Source organism: Methylobacterium sp. WL1, from assembly GCF_008000895.1.
Classification (GTDB): domain Bacteria; phylum Pseudomonadota; class Alphaproteobacteria; order Rhizobiales; family Beijerinckiaceae; genus Methylobacterium.
On the sequence record NZ_CP042823.1, the window covers coordinates 4,635,011 to 4,648,689 of the forward strand.

At 69.5% G+C, this 13,679-nt stretch carries 12 protein-coding genes; 3 read left to right on the forward strand and 9 right to left on the reverse strand.

Annotated elements, in window-relative coordinates:
• The first annotated feature begins 34 nt into the window (after positions 1-34).
• Complete coding sequence (locus FVA80_RS22640; protein WP_147907401.1) at positions 35-2,188, forward strand: M48 family metallopeptidase; 2,154 nt, start codon at positions 35-37, stop codon at positions 2,186-2,188.
• A 189-nt stretch (positions 2,189-2,377) separates the two neighbouring features.
• Here FVA80_RS22640 and FVA80_RS22645 read toward each other — a convergent pair whose 3' ends face one another.
• The gene (locus tag FVA80_RS22645) at positions 2,378-2,623 is read right to left on the reverse strand and encodes a helix-turn-helix transcriptional regulator (protein ID WP_147907402.1); all 246 of its coding nucleotides are present in this window, start codon (positions 2,621-2,623) and stop codon (positions 2,378-2,380) included.
• Positions 2,624-3,472: 849 nt separating this feature from the next.
• On the opposite strand from FVA80_RS22645, the gene FVA80_RS22650 reads away from it, so the two are divergent.
• On the forward strand, positions 3,473-3,943 hold the full coding sequence (locus tag FVA80_RS22650; RefSeq protein WP_147957878.1) for a hypothetical protein: 471 nt from the start codon (positions 3,473-3,475) through the stop codon (positions 3,941-3,943).
• A gap of 71 nt (positions 3,944-4,014) precedes the next feature.
• Here FVA80_RS22650 and terL read toward each other — a convergent pair whose 3' ends face one another.
• Genes terL through FVA80_RS22665 form a run of 3 tightly spaced genes read right to left on the reverse strand, consistent with a single transcriptional unit; the run spans position 4,015 to position 7,442 of the window.
• On the reverse strand, positions 4,015-5,532 hold the full coding sequence (gene terL / locus FVA80_RS22655; RefSeq protein ID WP_147907404.1) for a phage terminase large subunit: 1,518 nt from the start codon (positions 5,530-5,532) through the stop codon (positions 4,015-4,017).
• A complete protein-coding gene (locus FVA80_RS22660) occupies positions 5,529-6,011 on the reverse strand; it encodes a DUF5681 domain-containing protein (protein ID WP_147907405.1) in 483 nt (160 codons plus the stop codon). Before FVA80_RS22660 ends, terL begins: the two co-directional genes overlap by 4 nt.
• Before the next feature lie 9 nt (positions 6,012-6,020).
• Positions 6,021-7,442 carry a DNA modification methylase gene (locus tag FVA80_RS22665; RefSeq protein ID WP_187193480.1) on the reverse strand — a complete coding sequence of 474 codons (1,422 nt, stop codon included), beginning with the start codon at positions 7,440-7,442 and terminating at the stop codon, positions 6,021-6,023.
• A gap of 882 nt (positions 7,443-8,324) precedes the next feature.
• On the opposite strand from FVA80_RS22665, the gene FVA80_RS22670 reads away from it, so the two are divergent.
• A complete protein-coding gene (locus FVA80_RS22670) occupies positions 8,325-8,942 on the forward strand; it encodes a glutathione S-transferase N-terminal domain-containing protein (RefSeq protein WP_147907407.1) in 618 nt (205 codons plus the stop codon).
• Positions 8,943-9,102: 160 nt separating this feature from the next.
• On the opposite strand, the gene FVA80_RS22675 is transcribed toward FVA80_RS22670, so the two are convergent.
• The 5 genes from FVA80_RS22675 to solA all read right to left on the reverse strand — a co-directional run bounded on the left by FVA80_RS22675 (position 9,103) and on the right by solA (position 13,627).
• Complete coding sequence (locus FVA80_RS22675) at positions 9,103-9,882, reverse strand: amino acid ABC transporter ATP-binding protein (protein ID WP_147907408.1); 780 nt, start codon at positions 9,880-9,882, stop codon at positions 9,103-9,105.
• A 2-nt stretch (positions 9,883-9,884) separates the two neighbouring features.
• Positions 9,885-10,760, reverse strand: coding sequence for an ABC transporter permease subunit (locus FVA80_RS22680; RefSeq protein ID WP_147907409.1), 876 nt, complete (start codon positions 10,758-10,760; stop codon positions 9,885-9,887).
• Entirely contained in the window at positions 10,757-11,506 is a 750-nt protein-coding gene (locus FVA80_RS22685) for an amino acid ABC transporter permease (RefSeq protein WP_147907410.1), read from the reverse strand. The genes FVA80_RS22680 and FVA80_RS22685 overlap by 4 nt, the downstream gene beginning before the upstream one ends.
• A 37-nt stretch (positions 11,507-11,543) precedes the next feature.
• Positions 11,544-12,386, reverse strand: a complete 843-nt coding sequence (locus tag FVA80_RS22690; RefSeq protein ID WP_147907411.1) for a transporter substrate-binding domain-containing protein — start codon at positions 12,384-12,386, stop codon at positions 11,544-11,546.
• A 71-nt stretch (positions 12,387-12,457) separates the two neighbouring features.
• Complete coding sequence (gene solA, locus FVA80_RS22695; protein ID WP_147907412.1) at positions 12,458-13,627, reverse strand: N-methyl-L-tryptophan oxidase; 1,170 nt, start codon at positions 13,625-13,627, stop codon at positions 12,458-12,460.
• Between the last annotated feature and the right edge of the window lie 52 nt (positions 13,628-13,679).

Below are 13,679 nucleotides of genomic sequence, written 5' to 3' on the forward strand. Positions count from 1 at the left end.
TGGCAGCCTCCGACAATCGATCGCCGAGGAGCAGATGATCATACCGGTTCATCAGGACCGCCGCGGCAGTCGCCGACTTCCTCCCGTCGTCTGGCTCGTCGCCTGGGTCGTCGGCGTTCCGGCATTGCTCGGCGGGCTCGGGGCTTGGGAGGTCGAACGCGGGCTGGCGAGCGCCGAAAGCTATACGCGCCGCCAAGTTGAGTTGCCGGTCTCCGTCGTTCAGCTGCGGCTGCTGGCGGCGACAGATCCCTACGCCTCGGTCCGTTTCGAAGGTGGGCGCACCGCCTACGGGGCGGCATTGGCCACCGACAAAGCTCAGGAGGCGCTGGCCGTGGTCACACGCGACCTGCCTCTGGCCCGGGCTCGCGCGTGGGTGCCGTACGCGACGCTCGGCGGCGCGCTGCTCGCACTGCTGGCCGGTCTCGTCGCGCTGGCCGGCGGCGGAGCCGCGGGCCTATGGGCGCGGCGTTCGCGCGACGCCTTGCTCGCCAGTTTTGGCCTCGTGCGCCGCGTGCTGCCGGTGCTGCTTGGACTGCAGATCGTGGGCTTGAGCCTCGCGGTGCTCGCAGCCGCGCTGTTCGAGGCCACCGGGCTGTGGTTCACTCAGCGGTTCTCGGCTGGCGAAGCCAAGCTGCTGCTCGGCGCGCTGGTCATCGCCGCTTTGGCGGCCTGGGCCGCGGTCGCGGCGGTACGCGGCCTGCGCGGGGTGTTCGCGCTGTTCACCCCCGAGCCCATCGACGTACGCGGCCGCGTCCTCGACGAGGCCGATGCACCGGGTCTGTGGCGCCTCGTGCGCGAGCTCGCCGGGCGCGGGGACTCGCTGGTCCCCGACGCGGTGGTCGTCGGCTTGACCGGTGGCTTCTTCGTCACAGAGTCCGCAGTCCGCCTGAGTCCAGACACGCGGACGCTGACTGGGCGCACGCTGTACCTACCGGCCCCCTATCTCGGCGTGCTTGACGGGCGCGAGCTTTCCGCCGTGATCGGGCACGAACTCGCGCACTTCGCGGGCGAGGACACCGCCTATAGCCGGCGCTTCACCCCGATCTATGCCGGCCTACATCGCGCGCTGACCGCGCTGGGCAATGTCGGCCCCGGAGACTTACTCACTCGCCCAGCCGCCTATGTCGGCTATCGCAGCCTCGGCACCTTCGACGCAGCGGTGGCGCGTTGGAGCCGGGCGCGTGAGTTCGAGGCCGACCGGCGCGGTGCCCAGGTCTCTGGAGCACCACCCGCAGCCTCCGCCCTGCTGCGTGTCGGCGTCCTCGGCCCGGTGGTGGGCGAGACGCTCGCATCTTCCTACGGCAAGCCCGACGCGGCGCCCGACGATCTTGTCGCGGGCGTACTCGACGCAATCCCCGTTGCCGGCTTCCCCGAGCCGGGGGCGCACCTCGACGACCGGCAGGCGCACCCCACCGACACCCACCCGTCCGATCGGCAGCGTATCGCGGCGCTCGGCGTTCCGCTCGACGCCGAGCTGTTCGCCCGCGCCGCCCGGCCGCTCACCGTAGGGGACCGCGCCTGGCCGGCCGCCCTGGTCGCGGACTGGACCGGTCTGTGCCGCTGGCTCAGCGTGGACTTCCTGACTGGGGCACGGGAGCACCGAGCTGCCGAGCGGGTATACCTAGAGGAGACCGCAGCGGCAGTGCCGGTCGAGGAGACGGTGGTGCACGAGAACGGTGCGCCGATGGTCTGGACGATGGGCGTCCTAGCGCTCCTCTTCGCCGGCGCCGGCGCTGCCTTGCTTCTGTACCCCCGCGCCCTTGGCGTCGCGCACGATGCGCTGGCGCAGCAGATCCTCGGCGCCGCTGCCGCGGCGGGTGTCGCCTGGGCAGGGATCTACGCCGGTCTCGTGCATCGACGCGGCCGGACGCCGTTGTTGGTGCTGACGCCGGACGTGCTGCGCTCGCCGCTACTCGACAGTGCGGTAGCGTGGAAGGATGTGGCGGACTTCCAGGTCACGCACGGCAAGCGGCTCACCCTGACGCTTGCCCTCACGCCGGACGCCACGTTGCCGAGGACCAAGCGCCTGTTCTCGCAGGCCGGAGTGAGCCGACGGCGACGTCACGTCTGCGTGCAGTCTCTGGGTTCGCGCGGCCTCAAGCCCGACGCCTTCGCCGCGCTGGTCGGACGCTACCTCGCGGCCTCTCGTGCCCGCGTGCACCTGTCAGCGGCGCATACAGGGATCTGATCGCTCGGCCACCGGCAAACGTCCTTCCAAGCGCTGGATCAACGCCGCTTGTGGCTCGTTGCCCTATTCTTCGCGGCATTCCTGACTGGGTTAAGCTGGCTCGTCGTCGGCGACCTGCACAAGGTGTTTGGTCCCAACGCCTCATCTCACGAGCAAGGATGGGTGGCGGACTGGTGCAGACGCTTCGCTCTACCCCGGGGGGACGCGTGTGAGCTCCTCGACCACCTGATGCATGTCCAAGCCGATGATCGTGGCCAGATCGAGCAACTCGACCAAGTCGATCCGCCGCTCGCCGCTCTCTATGTTCGACACGAACGGCTGGTGTCGCCCGAGCCGGCCTGCCACTTCGGCCTGGGTCAGGCCTGCCGCCTCCCGCGCACGTACGACGAGCTCGATCAGACGCGCGTGCCGAGCTGAACCGAGGGTGCGCGCCATGCCGGGCCGTGCGGGTGAGAACCGCCAGCTCGGCTAGAACCGATATTTGGATATCCAAAAGTCGGATATTTCGCTGGACTACCACCCCTCACCGGAGCGACACGACGCACCGGGGCGCACGCCGGTCAGGCGGCTCGCCCGGGCGCGCGACGGAAGAGCAGCTATGAGGACGCGGCGCAGGCACACCGGCGTACAGCTCGCGACAGCACTCACTCTGGCTTCGCTTGCCCCATCCGACGCCCGGGCAGGACAGAGCTTCATCCAGACCTACATCGACGCGCAGGGTGGCTGCGCCAGTGCGGCCGGTCCCCTGGCGTTCGTCCTGGCCGGGGGCGGCCTGCAGGCGCCGTTCGGCAAGCTCGCCGGCGACTGGACGGACACGGATCTCGCCGCCCTCCCCGCCATCTTATCCGCGTGCGAGCGGACGGCGGCCCGGGTGACCCCGTATCTCGCCGCCGAGGTCAGGGGCCAGGCTCGGGAGCTCGAGACGCGCGCGCCGCAGATCGTGGCGGCCGCGCGCGCCGAGCGGGCGCGGCAGGGGCCCAACTCCAGGCCCGGCGGGACCTCGCGCAGGCGCGGATCGAGGCGGCACGCCGGCAGGCGGACCTGCCCGCCGCCGGCCCCGAGGACGACGTCCGACGCCTGGAGGCGGAGGCCGGACGCGCGGAAGCGCAGGCGCGGGCCGCGGTTGGGTACCGTGATCGTGCCTTGCGTGAAGCGGCCGAACAACGACCGCCGGCCCCGATGCCTCCACGTGAGATGAGCCAGAACGAGCCCGGCGACGGTGAGAGCCGGCCGGCGACCGGTCCTACGACGACCTTCGCCTTCGACGCGCCGAGCTTCCGTCGGATGTACGACAGGCGCCTGCGTGGTGATGGTGACGGCGGCATCGAGGACTGCGCCGAGCAAGGCATGAACTACGTTTGCCGGTTCGACGACGCCCCGTTCCGCAAGTCGGTCGAGGCGTTCCGCAAGCTTGACCTCGTGCGCGGTTCGTTCAGCTCGAAGCTCGGGCTGTCGGTGGTCAGCCGGGCCGGTAAGGCATCGAGCATCGTGCTCACCGGCGACCGGGCGGACCCGATGAACCTGTTCGGCTTCGTCGGCAAAGCGGCCAGCCTGATCAAGACACTCGAGCCGGGGATCGCGGAGGGAGCGGTGCAGGATCTGCTGAGTGCGGGGCTTGGCCTGACGCGCGGCGACGACGATTCGACCATCGGCGCCGAGCGGACAGTCGTTCGGGGTGCGTACGTCGCCCAGTGCAGGTCCACACCGTCGCGCGAGACCACGGCCATGACCTGCACGTTCGAGCCGCGCTCATAGGTACGTGCGCGGCCATCTTTAACCCGACCGAGGGCAAGAGTGAGATGCACGCCCAAGACGCGATCACCCGCTCACCCTAAGCCCGGCGGTCCGTCGTACGTCCTCGACGCGTCTCGATCGCCGAGGCCAGATTCATCGTCCTCGACGCCGCGGCGTTCGATCGTGCGTCGTTTCGGGTTGCGCCGGCGCATCGGCCCCAGACGCGCGGTCTGCGACACCAGAAAATCCAGCGCCTGCGAGGTCGCGTCGACCTGGTCGTCGCCGCGCCCGAATGGGAACGCTAGCAATTCGGCGACGTAGACGTCCGTCCACGGCTCGCGCTTCGGGAGCCACACCTCTCCCGCCTCGAACCGCGCGCTCTGCGCCAGCAGCCGCGCGCGCTTGTCGTAGCGCGGGCGCCGCAGCTGCAGCCGCATGCCGTCCCTCTGCCGCAAATCCTGCTGCAGGCTGCGCCCGAGTTCGGTGTCCTCAATCAGCGTCGCGTTCGGCTGCCAAGCTCGCTCCGCCTCCATGATCTTGCGGCGCAGCTCCGGTACTTCCCAGCGACCCCGCAGCTGCTCGAGCAGGTAGTATCGCTCCCCGTCCCACCCCCACAGCTGCCCGACCGAGTGGCTGCTGGTCTCCTCCAACGTCGAGGCCGTGTCCCAGCTCGCCAACAAGTAGGCAAATGCATCCGGTTCGGGCTCCTCGTCGAAGTAGCGCAACCACGCGCGCTGGATCACGTTGCCGCCCGGCGGCACCGGGTTTTGCAGGTACATCGCCGCAAACGTCATCGACCCGACCGCGGCGCGCACTTCGTCGAGCACCGACCGCGGCTCACGCGCGGCGTCGAGCACCTCGCCGGCCGCGCGGTCGTAGACGTCATGCGCGCCTGTCCCGATCCGATGACACGCCGGCTCGGACGCGATCGCGGGCAGGATCAGCTGGTCCCATTCCCCGGTGTGTTGCACCTGTCCGATGAGGTCGTCTTCGTGCAGGCGTTGCGAAACCAGCACGATCGCGCCGCGGCGCTTGTCGTTCAGCCGGGTGCGGTGGGCGGTGTTCCATAAATTCATCTCCCGCCGCCGCACCGCCTCGGAGAACACCGCCTCCGGGCTCATAGCGTCGTCGCCGATGATCAGGTCGGCGCCGCGCCCGAGCACAGGTCCGGAGATCGACACAGCGAAGCGGTAGCCGCGCTCAGTGGTAATCGTCTCAAGCTTGCGGTCGCCGCCGGGCTGGATGAAGAAGGTTGGGAAGGCAGCGCGGTACCACGGCCTGGCAACGATCGCGCGGAAGGCGGCGGCATGCGTCTGGGCGAGGTCGGCCGAGTACGAGGTGCAGATGATGCGCAGACGGGGGTTGCGGCCGAGCAGCCAGGCGGTGAAGGCGACCGTCACCAGTAGCGACTTGCCCGAGCGCGGGGGTACGTTGACGATCAGTCGGCGGCTCTCGCCCGCCTCGATGCGCCGTAGCGCCTCCGCGACGGCGTGCAAGTGCCAGTTGTCGACGAACGGCGTGCCGGGCTCGAGCGTGGCGAAGCAGCGCTCATAGAACACCATGAAGTCGGTACGCAGGGCGTGACGGTACAGGCGCTGGGCTTGGCTCATGTCGCACCCTCCTCGTCATCCCCGCCCAGACGTGCGCCCTCATCCGTGGCTGCGGCCTCACACCTATCCTCCGCTTCACCGGCCAACGATCGCAGCCCTCGCGCGCGCCGCTCGATCATGCGGTCGAACGCTGCCTGATCCTCCGGGCTGAGCGCGTCGTCCTCAGAGGTCGCCGTCCGGTTCGCCTGTCGCTCCTTCCTGCGCCTGCCCATCTCCTTGCTCGCCGAGACGTTGCCGCCCATCAACTCCCGGTACAGCGCCAGGTCGATGGTCTCGTCGCGCGTCATCCGACGCGGCTTGCCGCCGACCGGCACGGTGACGATCTCGTCGAAGAAGTCGATCGTCGGCTTCGGTTTGCCCTTACGGCCCCACGGGTTGCCAACACCGCCCGGCTTGAAGCGGTGCGCCTCAGGCGGGCGTCCGTAACCGATCGGTGCAGTGTCTGCGGGCTTCGCACCGCGCTCGCGATCCCTAGCCATGAAACCACCTCACGCGCGCGCGGCGTGCGACGGCAGCTTGACGCCCCGCTCCGCGGCCGTCTCAGCGAAGGTCAAGCCGGTCACGGCGTGGCGCGCCGGCGCCCCCGTGCAGATCTCCATCCGGCGCACGGCGAGATCGGCGTATAACGGATCGATTTCTGTGCCGTAGCCGCGCCGCCGCGCGCGATGGGCCGCCACCAGAGTGGTGCCGCTGCCCGCGAAGGCGTCGAGCACGATCTCGCCGCGCCGGGAGACGTCGAGGATCGCGTCCTGGATCATCGCGACGTTCTTCGGTGTGACGTGTTCAAGACTATCTCGGCCGCGCCGTCCGTCGACGAAACCTCTCTCGCGCGGATAGGCCCACAGATTCGAGCGGTTTCGGCCGTTGCGGCCGAGCTCGACGTTGTTCAGAACCTCTCCGGTGCCGTTCTTCCAGCAGAAACACAGCTCGTGGCCACTACGCCACAATGACCCCATGCCGGGGTTGGACTTGGCCCACACCGCGACATTGATGAGCTGGCTGTAGACGGCGTGACCGGCGTCCAGCATTTCGCGCATGTGCCGCCAATCCATGAACTGGAGCGAGAGCGATCCATCTCTGGCGTGCGCCGCGAGCCGCTCGAACGCGGCACGTAGGAAGGCTGTGAACGCCTCCGGGCTCATCTCGCCGGAAGCCATCGCGAACTCCCGCGCATCGGATCGGCCGGTAACGTGTCCGGCGATCGCGACGTTGTAGGGTGGGTCGCACGCGACGAGACCCGCCAGCTCGCCGGCCATGAGCGCCGGTAGGCTCACGTCGCTCAGAACGTCCAGGCAACCGAGCCGATGCCCACCCGCGAACAGCCAGATATCTCCAAGTTGTGAGACCGCCTCCCTCAGCAGCGGCGGCAGATCGTCGTCGCTGTTTTCGTCGGGCGCTCTAAAGATCGCGTCGAGTTCGGCCGAGGAGAACGCCGTGAAGGTGACGAGATCGCGGTCGAAATCGACGAGGAAGCCGAGCTCATCCTTGAGCGCTTTCGGGTCCCACTTGGAGAGCTCGCCGATCTTGTTGAGAGCGATGCGCAAGGTACGGGCTTGCTCGTCGCTCAGGTGGGCCAGTTCGATGGTCGGGATTGTCACGAGACCGAGGTCGCGCGCCACCGCGACGACCTCATGCCCCGCGATGATCCGGTTCCCTGCATCAACCAGAATAGGGATGACGATCCCCCAGCGCCTCACGCTCGCGAGCAGGTGCTCGCGGTGGCGGGGATCGTACTTACGTAGCTTGATCCGCGAGACGGTGAGTTCGCCCGGTGGACGATAGGCGATGGCGAGCGAGGTCCGGGCCTGCCCGTCTTGCTGAGATGCAGGCGGCCGCCGACGAACCCTGGTCTGCGGCTGCGCAGCCGGAAGTGCGAGGCCATGCGGTTCGGTAGGAGTGGCTGAGGACACGGTGTCGATCCGACCGGGAGAGCGACAGCTGCCATGCTCGAACTCACCCGCACGCTTGGTACGAGGCATCGAGATCGAGGAGGCGTTAGCTGCGTGCTCGTAGCCGGTGCGGAGATCCGCGGCCGAACCTGAACTGCTGCGTAATGAGCACCCCGCACCCGGAGATCGGAAGCGCTCAAGCCAGTAGCCGAAGCATCGCCCGTCAGCCCCGACCGGTCAACCCCTCAACTTAGGTTCATGGTGGCATCCGGCCTCCCATGTTGAACCTAATCCCATCTATGACCTGCGAATTCCCATCTCCAATCGCATTTCGCACTGCAACAAATTCCCATTTCTTTCTGCGCGAAACAGAGACTGGTTCGAGCCCGACTGCGTGCACCACCAGGCCTTCCTGGTGGTTATCGAGTGTCCTACTGGCTGCGGCGATAACGCTGCTGAGCCAGGGACTTAGCGGAGGCCCGCAGGGCCACTCGCCACCGTCCTGATCGGTTTGCCGGCACGCTTCGGGCGCGAACACGCCCTCGCTCCGGGCGTTGCGCCGACGTTTCCTCCCCTGCCCGGCTGCCGCATCCTCCGTGCCCGGTTCCTGTCCCGTTCGAGACGCGCGGCGTGAAATCGCGTCCCGTTGCGGTTTCACGCCGCGCGTGATGCGGATCGGCGGACGGCGGCAGCCAGCGCGTCCTCGATCGACGGCCTTCGCCGACGGCCCCGCCGTCGTGTCCGTGCCCGGCGCCGCGGCGCCGGCTTGGTCGCGGATGTCCCGATGCCCTCGCGCGGCGGCTTGATCGCGGCGCTTCCGGTCCGCACGATGCTGCGGTCCGGTCCGGTCGCGCACGGGCAACCGCACACCGTTCACGACCGCCCGCATAGCGAGGCCCCACGATGATCGAGCTGTATGCCTGGAACACGCCCAACGGACGCAAGATCAGCGTCGCCCTGGAGGAGATGAGCCTGCCCTATCGGGTCCGGACCGTCGACATCACGCAGGGCGAGCAGTTCGATCCGGCCTTCCTGGCGATCAGCCCGAACAACCGGATCCCCGCGATCGTCGATCCGGACGGGCCCGGCGGTTCGATCTCGGTGTTCGAATCGGGCGCGATCCTGCTCTACCTCGCCGAGAAGTCGGGCCGGTGTCTGCCGGCCGATCCGCGCCGGCGCATGGCCGTGCTGGAATGGCTGATGTGGCAGATGGGCGGGTTCGGACCGATGCCGGGGCAGGTCCACCATTTCCTCGGCGTCGCGGAAAAGGACCGGGCCTACGGGTTGGAGCGCTACCTGAAGGAGACTCACCGGCTCTACGGGGTGCTGGACCGGCGCCTCGCGGCGGCGGAGTTCGTCGCCGGCGCGCTGTCGATCGCGGATTTCGCCATTCTTGGCTGGGCGTGGCGGCACGAGCGCCATCAGGTCGACCTCTCCGACTACCCGCAGGTGAAGCGCTGGTACGATACGATGATGGCCCGGCCGGCGGTGCGGCGCGGCTTCGACGTCGCCTTGAGCTGAGAGCGCGGGCGACGCGGGGGCACCTTCGAAACGCGCGACGGCGCCGCGCGCGCCAGGCGGCCGACGCGGCCCCACCGTCTCGCCCGTCCTGCGCGACCGAATGGCGGCAGGCCGGCCCTGCGTCCGCCTGCGCCCCAGCCGCTCGCCCCGCCCCGGCCCGTCAGAGCACCTGCGAGAGGAACCGGCGGGTGCGCGCGTCCTGCGCGGAGGCGAAGAAGGTCGCCGGCGGCCCGTGCTCGACGATGACGCCGCGGTCGGTGAAGTAGATGTGGTCGGCGACGTCCCGGGCGAAGTTCATCTCGTGCGTGACCAGCATGCAGGTCATGCCCTCCTCGGCCAGCTCGCGGATCGTGACCAGCACCTCCTTGACCGTCTCGGGGTCCAGGGCGGCCGTGACCTCGTCGAACAGCATCACGTCGGGCCGCATCGCCAGCGAGCGGGCGATGGCCACGCGCTGCTGCTGACCGCCGGAGAGCTCGCCCGGATACGCCGCCTCCTTGCCGGCCAGCCGGACCTTGGCGAGCAGGGCGCGGGCCCGGGCCTCGACCTCGCGCCTTTCCTGCCCGAGGACGTGGATCGGCGCCATCATCACGTTCTGCAGCGCGGTCTTGTGCGGGAACAGGTTGTACTGCTGGAACACCATCCCGACCTTGCGGCGCAAGGCCAGCTTGTCGAGCCGCGGATCGGTGACCTCGATCCCCTCGACCTGGATCGAGCCCGCGGTGACCGGCACCAGCGCGTTGATGCAGCGGATCAGCGTCGACTTGCCCGAGCCCGAGGGCCCGATGATGCAGACCACCTCGCCCTTGCGCACGTCGAAGCTGATCCCCTTCAGGACCTCGAAGGTCCCGAAGGACTTGTGCACGTCGACGACGCGGACGATCGGCTGGTCGGGTGTCCAGGCCGGGGACGGGCTGCTGGCGACGGTCGCTTGCATCATGCTCAACGGGTCTCGAAGCGGCGTTCCAGGTGGGCGGTCAACCGGTCGATCGGGTAGCAGTAGAGGAAGAAGCAGAGCAGGGCGAAGCCGTAGAGCGGGGCGAACAGCTCGGGCCGTCCGCCCTCGGCGGCGTGCACCTGCGCGGTCAGCGTCAGCATCTCGGTGACCCCGACGATCGACGCCTGCACGGTGGCCATCGCGATCAGCGCGTAGACGTTCATCCAGGGCGGCAGCATGCGCTTCGCGCATTGCGGCAGGATGATCCGCCACAGGGTCTGCCGCCGGGTGAAGGCCAGGGATTCGGCGGCCTCCCACTGCGTGTTCGGCACCGAGCGCACCGCGCCGCGGACGATCTCGGCGACGTTGGCCATCACGGGCAGGCTGAAGCCGAAGGTCGCCTTCACCCAGTCGGGCAGCGGCACCCGGATCCCGAACACCGTGACCTGGAACGGGACCAGGAACATCACGAAGAACAGCAGCACCAGCCAGGGCACGTTGCGGAACACCTGCGTGGCCGACCACGCGATGCGCGGCAGCACCCGGCCCTCGCCCAGCATGGCCAGGCCGAGCCCGAGGCCCGCCGCCGTGCCGATCGCCATCGCCATCAGCGAGATCGCGACGTTGAAGGCGAAGCCCGTGAGCAGGAGCGGCGCCCACTTGATCACCACCTCCAGCGGGGACAGGGCGGCGGCCCCGCCCTGCGCCCAGGCCGGGAGGGCGACGATGGCGAGGCCGCACAGCAGCCAGCCGTGGATGGGGCGCAGGCGCGCCGCCGGGCGGCCCCGGGCGGGCGCGAACGGCAGCAGGACCGGCAGGTCCGTCGGACGACCCGCCGGGCGGCCGTCGTCGCGCCGGCCGGTCCGGTCCGGAGCGCTCATCGGCCGTATCCGGGGATGCGCAGGGCGCGCTCCCAGCGGTGCATGATCCACACGAGCAATCCGACGAGGACCGCGTAGGTCGCGAGCAGCACCAGCATCATCTCCAGGACGTTCTGCGACTCGGACCAGATCTGCTTGACCGCGTAGAGCGTCTCGGGGACCGCGATGGCGTAGGCGAGCGTCGTGGTCTTGAGCAGGTTGATCAGGTTGTTGTTGAGCGCCGGCAGGCAGACCCGGAGCGCGAGCGGCAGGACGACGTGGCGATAGGCCTTCAACCGGGTGTAGCCCAGCGCCTCGGCGGCCTCGACGGTGGTCTTGGGCACCGCCTCGATGCCGGAGCGGAAGATCTCGACGTTGAACGCGCCGGCAAACAGCGAGAGCGAGACGATCGCCCATTGCACGTTGTCGAGGATGGGAACGCGCAGGCCGTCCGCCGAGCGCACGGCCGGCAGGAGCGTGCCGAGGCCGAAGTAGAAGAAGAAGATCTGCACCAGCGGCGGCGTGTTGCGGAACACCACGACGAAGCCGTTGACCAGCCCCCGCAGCAGGCGCGAGGGCCCGCTCTGCAGCAGCGCCCCGACCGCGCCGATCACCAGGCTGGCCAGGATCGTGCTGATCCCGAGCAGCAGCGTCATCCGCAGCCCGGCGACGTAGCGGTTCCAGTCATACGGGTCGTAGAAGACCGTAAAATTGAAGCCCGTGGTCTCGTAGAGACCCTGGAACCAGGCCTGGATCGCCTCGATCATCGCGGCCGATCACCTGGGCTCGCTGCACGGGCGCGCATCAGTTGGTCGCGTTCTTGTACTTCTCGTGCATCGCCTTCGAGTAGGCGGTGGGCTCGATGCCCCACTTCCGCTCGCCGGCGACGACGAAGCCGGTCTTCATCCAGTCCTTGGTCGCGTCCTCGACCATCGTCTGGAGCGTGGTGTTGCCCAGGGCCACCGCCATCATCCACGGCGCGTCGAGGATGCCCTTGAGCGGGAGGGCGTAGCCGGCCTTCCAGTCGTCGTCGAGCAGCTTACCCTGCAGCATGCTCTGGTCGTAGACGTAGCCCAGGCAGTTGCCCTGCTTGAGCGCGAAGAGCGGCTTCTCGGAGCCGTCGAAGGCGACGATCTCCGCCCCGTAGGTGCGGGCGACGTCCTTGTTGTACCAGGCCCCCGAGGTCGCGCAGAGCGGCTTGCCCTTCAGCTGCGCCCAGTCGGTGATGCCGGCGGTCTTGGGCAGCAGCACGTTGACGAAGTCGGAATAGTATTGCGGGTCGATCGCCTGCACGACGCGGCGGCGCTCCGGCTTGTCCGACAGCGTGGCGATCAGGAGATCGACCTTGCCCTGCTGGAGGAACTCGATCCGGTTGGCCGAGACCACCGGCACCAGCTCCAGCTTCACCCCGAGCCGCTTGGCGAGGTCGGCGGCGAGGTCGGGCTCCAGCCCGATGATCGCGCCGCTCGGATCGCGGAAGCCGAAGGGTTTGTAATCCGCCTTCACGCCGACGATCAGCGTCCCGCGCACCTTGATCGCGTCGACGCCGTCCGCGGCCGAGGCCCGGCCGGGCCATGCCAGCGCCGGGATCGCCGCGAGGGCGGCCAGCGCGGCATTCGTCAGGAGGCGTCGGGACATGGGGCGCATCGGGTCGGTCCTGCTCGGGCGAACGGATCTTGGCACGGTTTCTAGCAATCCACGAGCCATCGGCCTTCGGATCAACCGAAGCGTGCGAGGGCGAACGGCGTGAGGTCGGGTCGCCCGGCGCCTCCGGCCAGGTCGGCGGCGACCGCCTCGCCGATGCCCGCCGAATGCTTGAAGCCGTGCCCCGAGCAGGCCGAGACGACGTGCACCCGGTCCATCCCGGGATGCCGGTCGATGATGAAGCCGCGGTCGGGGGTCACCGTGTAGACGCAGGCCGCGGCCCGGACGACCTCCGGGGTGGCGCCGGCCAGCCGGCCCGCGACGCGCAAGCGGTACATCGCGTCGGATTCCGCGGGGTCGACGCGCCGCGCGACGGCGTCGGCCGTGGTGGCGGTGCTGTACTGCTCGGTCGCGACCTTGATGGCGCGCTCCCCCGCCAGGGGCGGGAAGCCGTAGAGGTAATCCGTGTCGGTGGTCCCGTACATCCAGATGAACACGGGCGCGCGCGGCCCGTACGCGGATTCGTTCGCCAGGGCGTACCAGTGCAGGAGCTGGCGCCGGACCGTCAGCAGCCCGTCGAACGGGGCGCCGAGCAGCGGGGCGGTCCAGGCGCCGGCCGCGACCACGGCGCGATCGGCCAGGATCACGCCGTCGGAGGTCTCGATCCGGATGCCGGCCGCGTCCTGATCCAGCGCCAGGACTTCGCAGCCGGTCCGGATCTCGGCCCCCAGGGCGGTCGCGCGGGTGAGCTGCGCCGCGATGCAGCGCTCCGGGAAGACGTAGCCGCCGCCGGGCTCGTAATAGGCCTTCTCGTCGCCCGCGAGGTTCAGGAATTGCGGGAAGCGGCGGGCGACCGCGGCCCCGTCGAGCACCTCGTGCGGGATCCCGGCCCCCTGCGCGGCGCTGATCGAGCGGCCGACGAAGTCCGGCTTGCCGTGATGGGACGAGACCCCGCGGCCGGGCGCCATGACGAGGGCGCCGCAGGCGTTCAGCAGCGTCTCGCCGGTGGCCGCCTCCAGCTCCCGCCAGATGCGATGCGAGGCGGTGACGAAGGGCACGTAGTCGCGCCCTTCCCCGACGGCCTGGCGGGTGATCCGCGTCTCACCGTGGCTCGACCCGAGGGCGTGCGGCGGCGCGTAGCGGTCGAGCCCCACCACCGCGGCCCCGCGCTTGGCCAGCTGGTAGAGGATCGCGCTCCCCATCGCGCCGAGCCCCAGGACCGCGACGTCGAACCGGCGCGTCATCGGGCCTGCCCCTGCGTGGGGGTGTGGCCGCAACGGGTATGTCCGTGACGAC

Bases quoted from the DNA above. Each gene is read 5' to 3' on its own strand.
- FVA80_RS22650 (WP_147957878.1), top strand. From the start codon at position 3,473: ATGTACGACAGGCGCCTGCGTGGTGATGGTGACGGCGGCATCGAGGAC.
- solA (WP_147907412.1), bottom strand. From the start codon at position 13,627: ATGACGCGCCGGTTCGACGTCGCGGTCCTGGGGCTCGGCGCGATGGGG.
- FVA80_RS22690 (WP_147907411.1), bottom strand. From the start codon at position 12,386: ATGCGCCCCATGTCCCGACGCCTCCTGACGAATGCCGCGCTGGCCGCC.
- terL (WP_147907404.1), bottom strand. From the start codon at position 5,532: ATGAGCCAAGCCCAGCGCCTGTACCGTCACGCCCTGCGTACCGACTTC.
- FVA80_RS22675 (WP_147907408.1), bottom strand. From the start codon at position 9,882: ATGATGCAAGCGACCGTCGCCAGCAGCCCGTCCCCGGCCTGGACACCC.
- FVA80_RS22685 (WP_147907410.1), bottom strand. From the start codon at position 11,506: ATGATCGAGGCGATCCAGGCCTGGTTCCAGGGTCTCTACGAGACCACG.
- FVA80_RS22640 (WP_147907401.1), top strand. From the start codon at position 35: ATGATCATACCGGTTCATCAGGACCGCCGCGGCAGTCGCCGACTTCCT.
- FVA80_RS22645 (WP_147907402.1), bottom strand. From the start codon at position 2,623: ATGGCGCGCACCCTCGGTTCAGCTCGGCACGCGCGTCTGATCGAGCTC.
- FVA80_RS22660 (WP_147907405.1), bottom strand. From the start codon at position 6,011: ATGGCTAGGGATCGCGAGCGCGGTGCGAAGCCCGCAGACACTGCACCG.
- FVA80_RS22680 (WP_147907409.1), bottom strand. From the start codon at position 10,760: ATGAGCGCTCCGGACCGGACCGGCCGGCGCGACGACGGCCGCCCGGCG.
- FVA80_RS22670 (WP_147907407.1), top strand. From the start codon at position 8,325: ATGATCGAGCTGTATGCCTGGAACACGCCCAACGGACGCAAGATCAGC.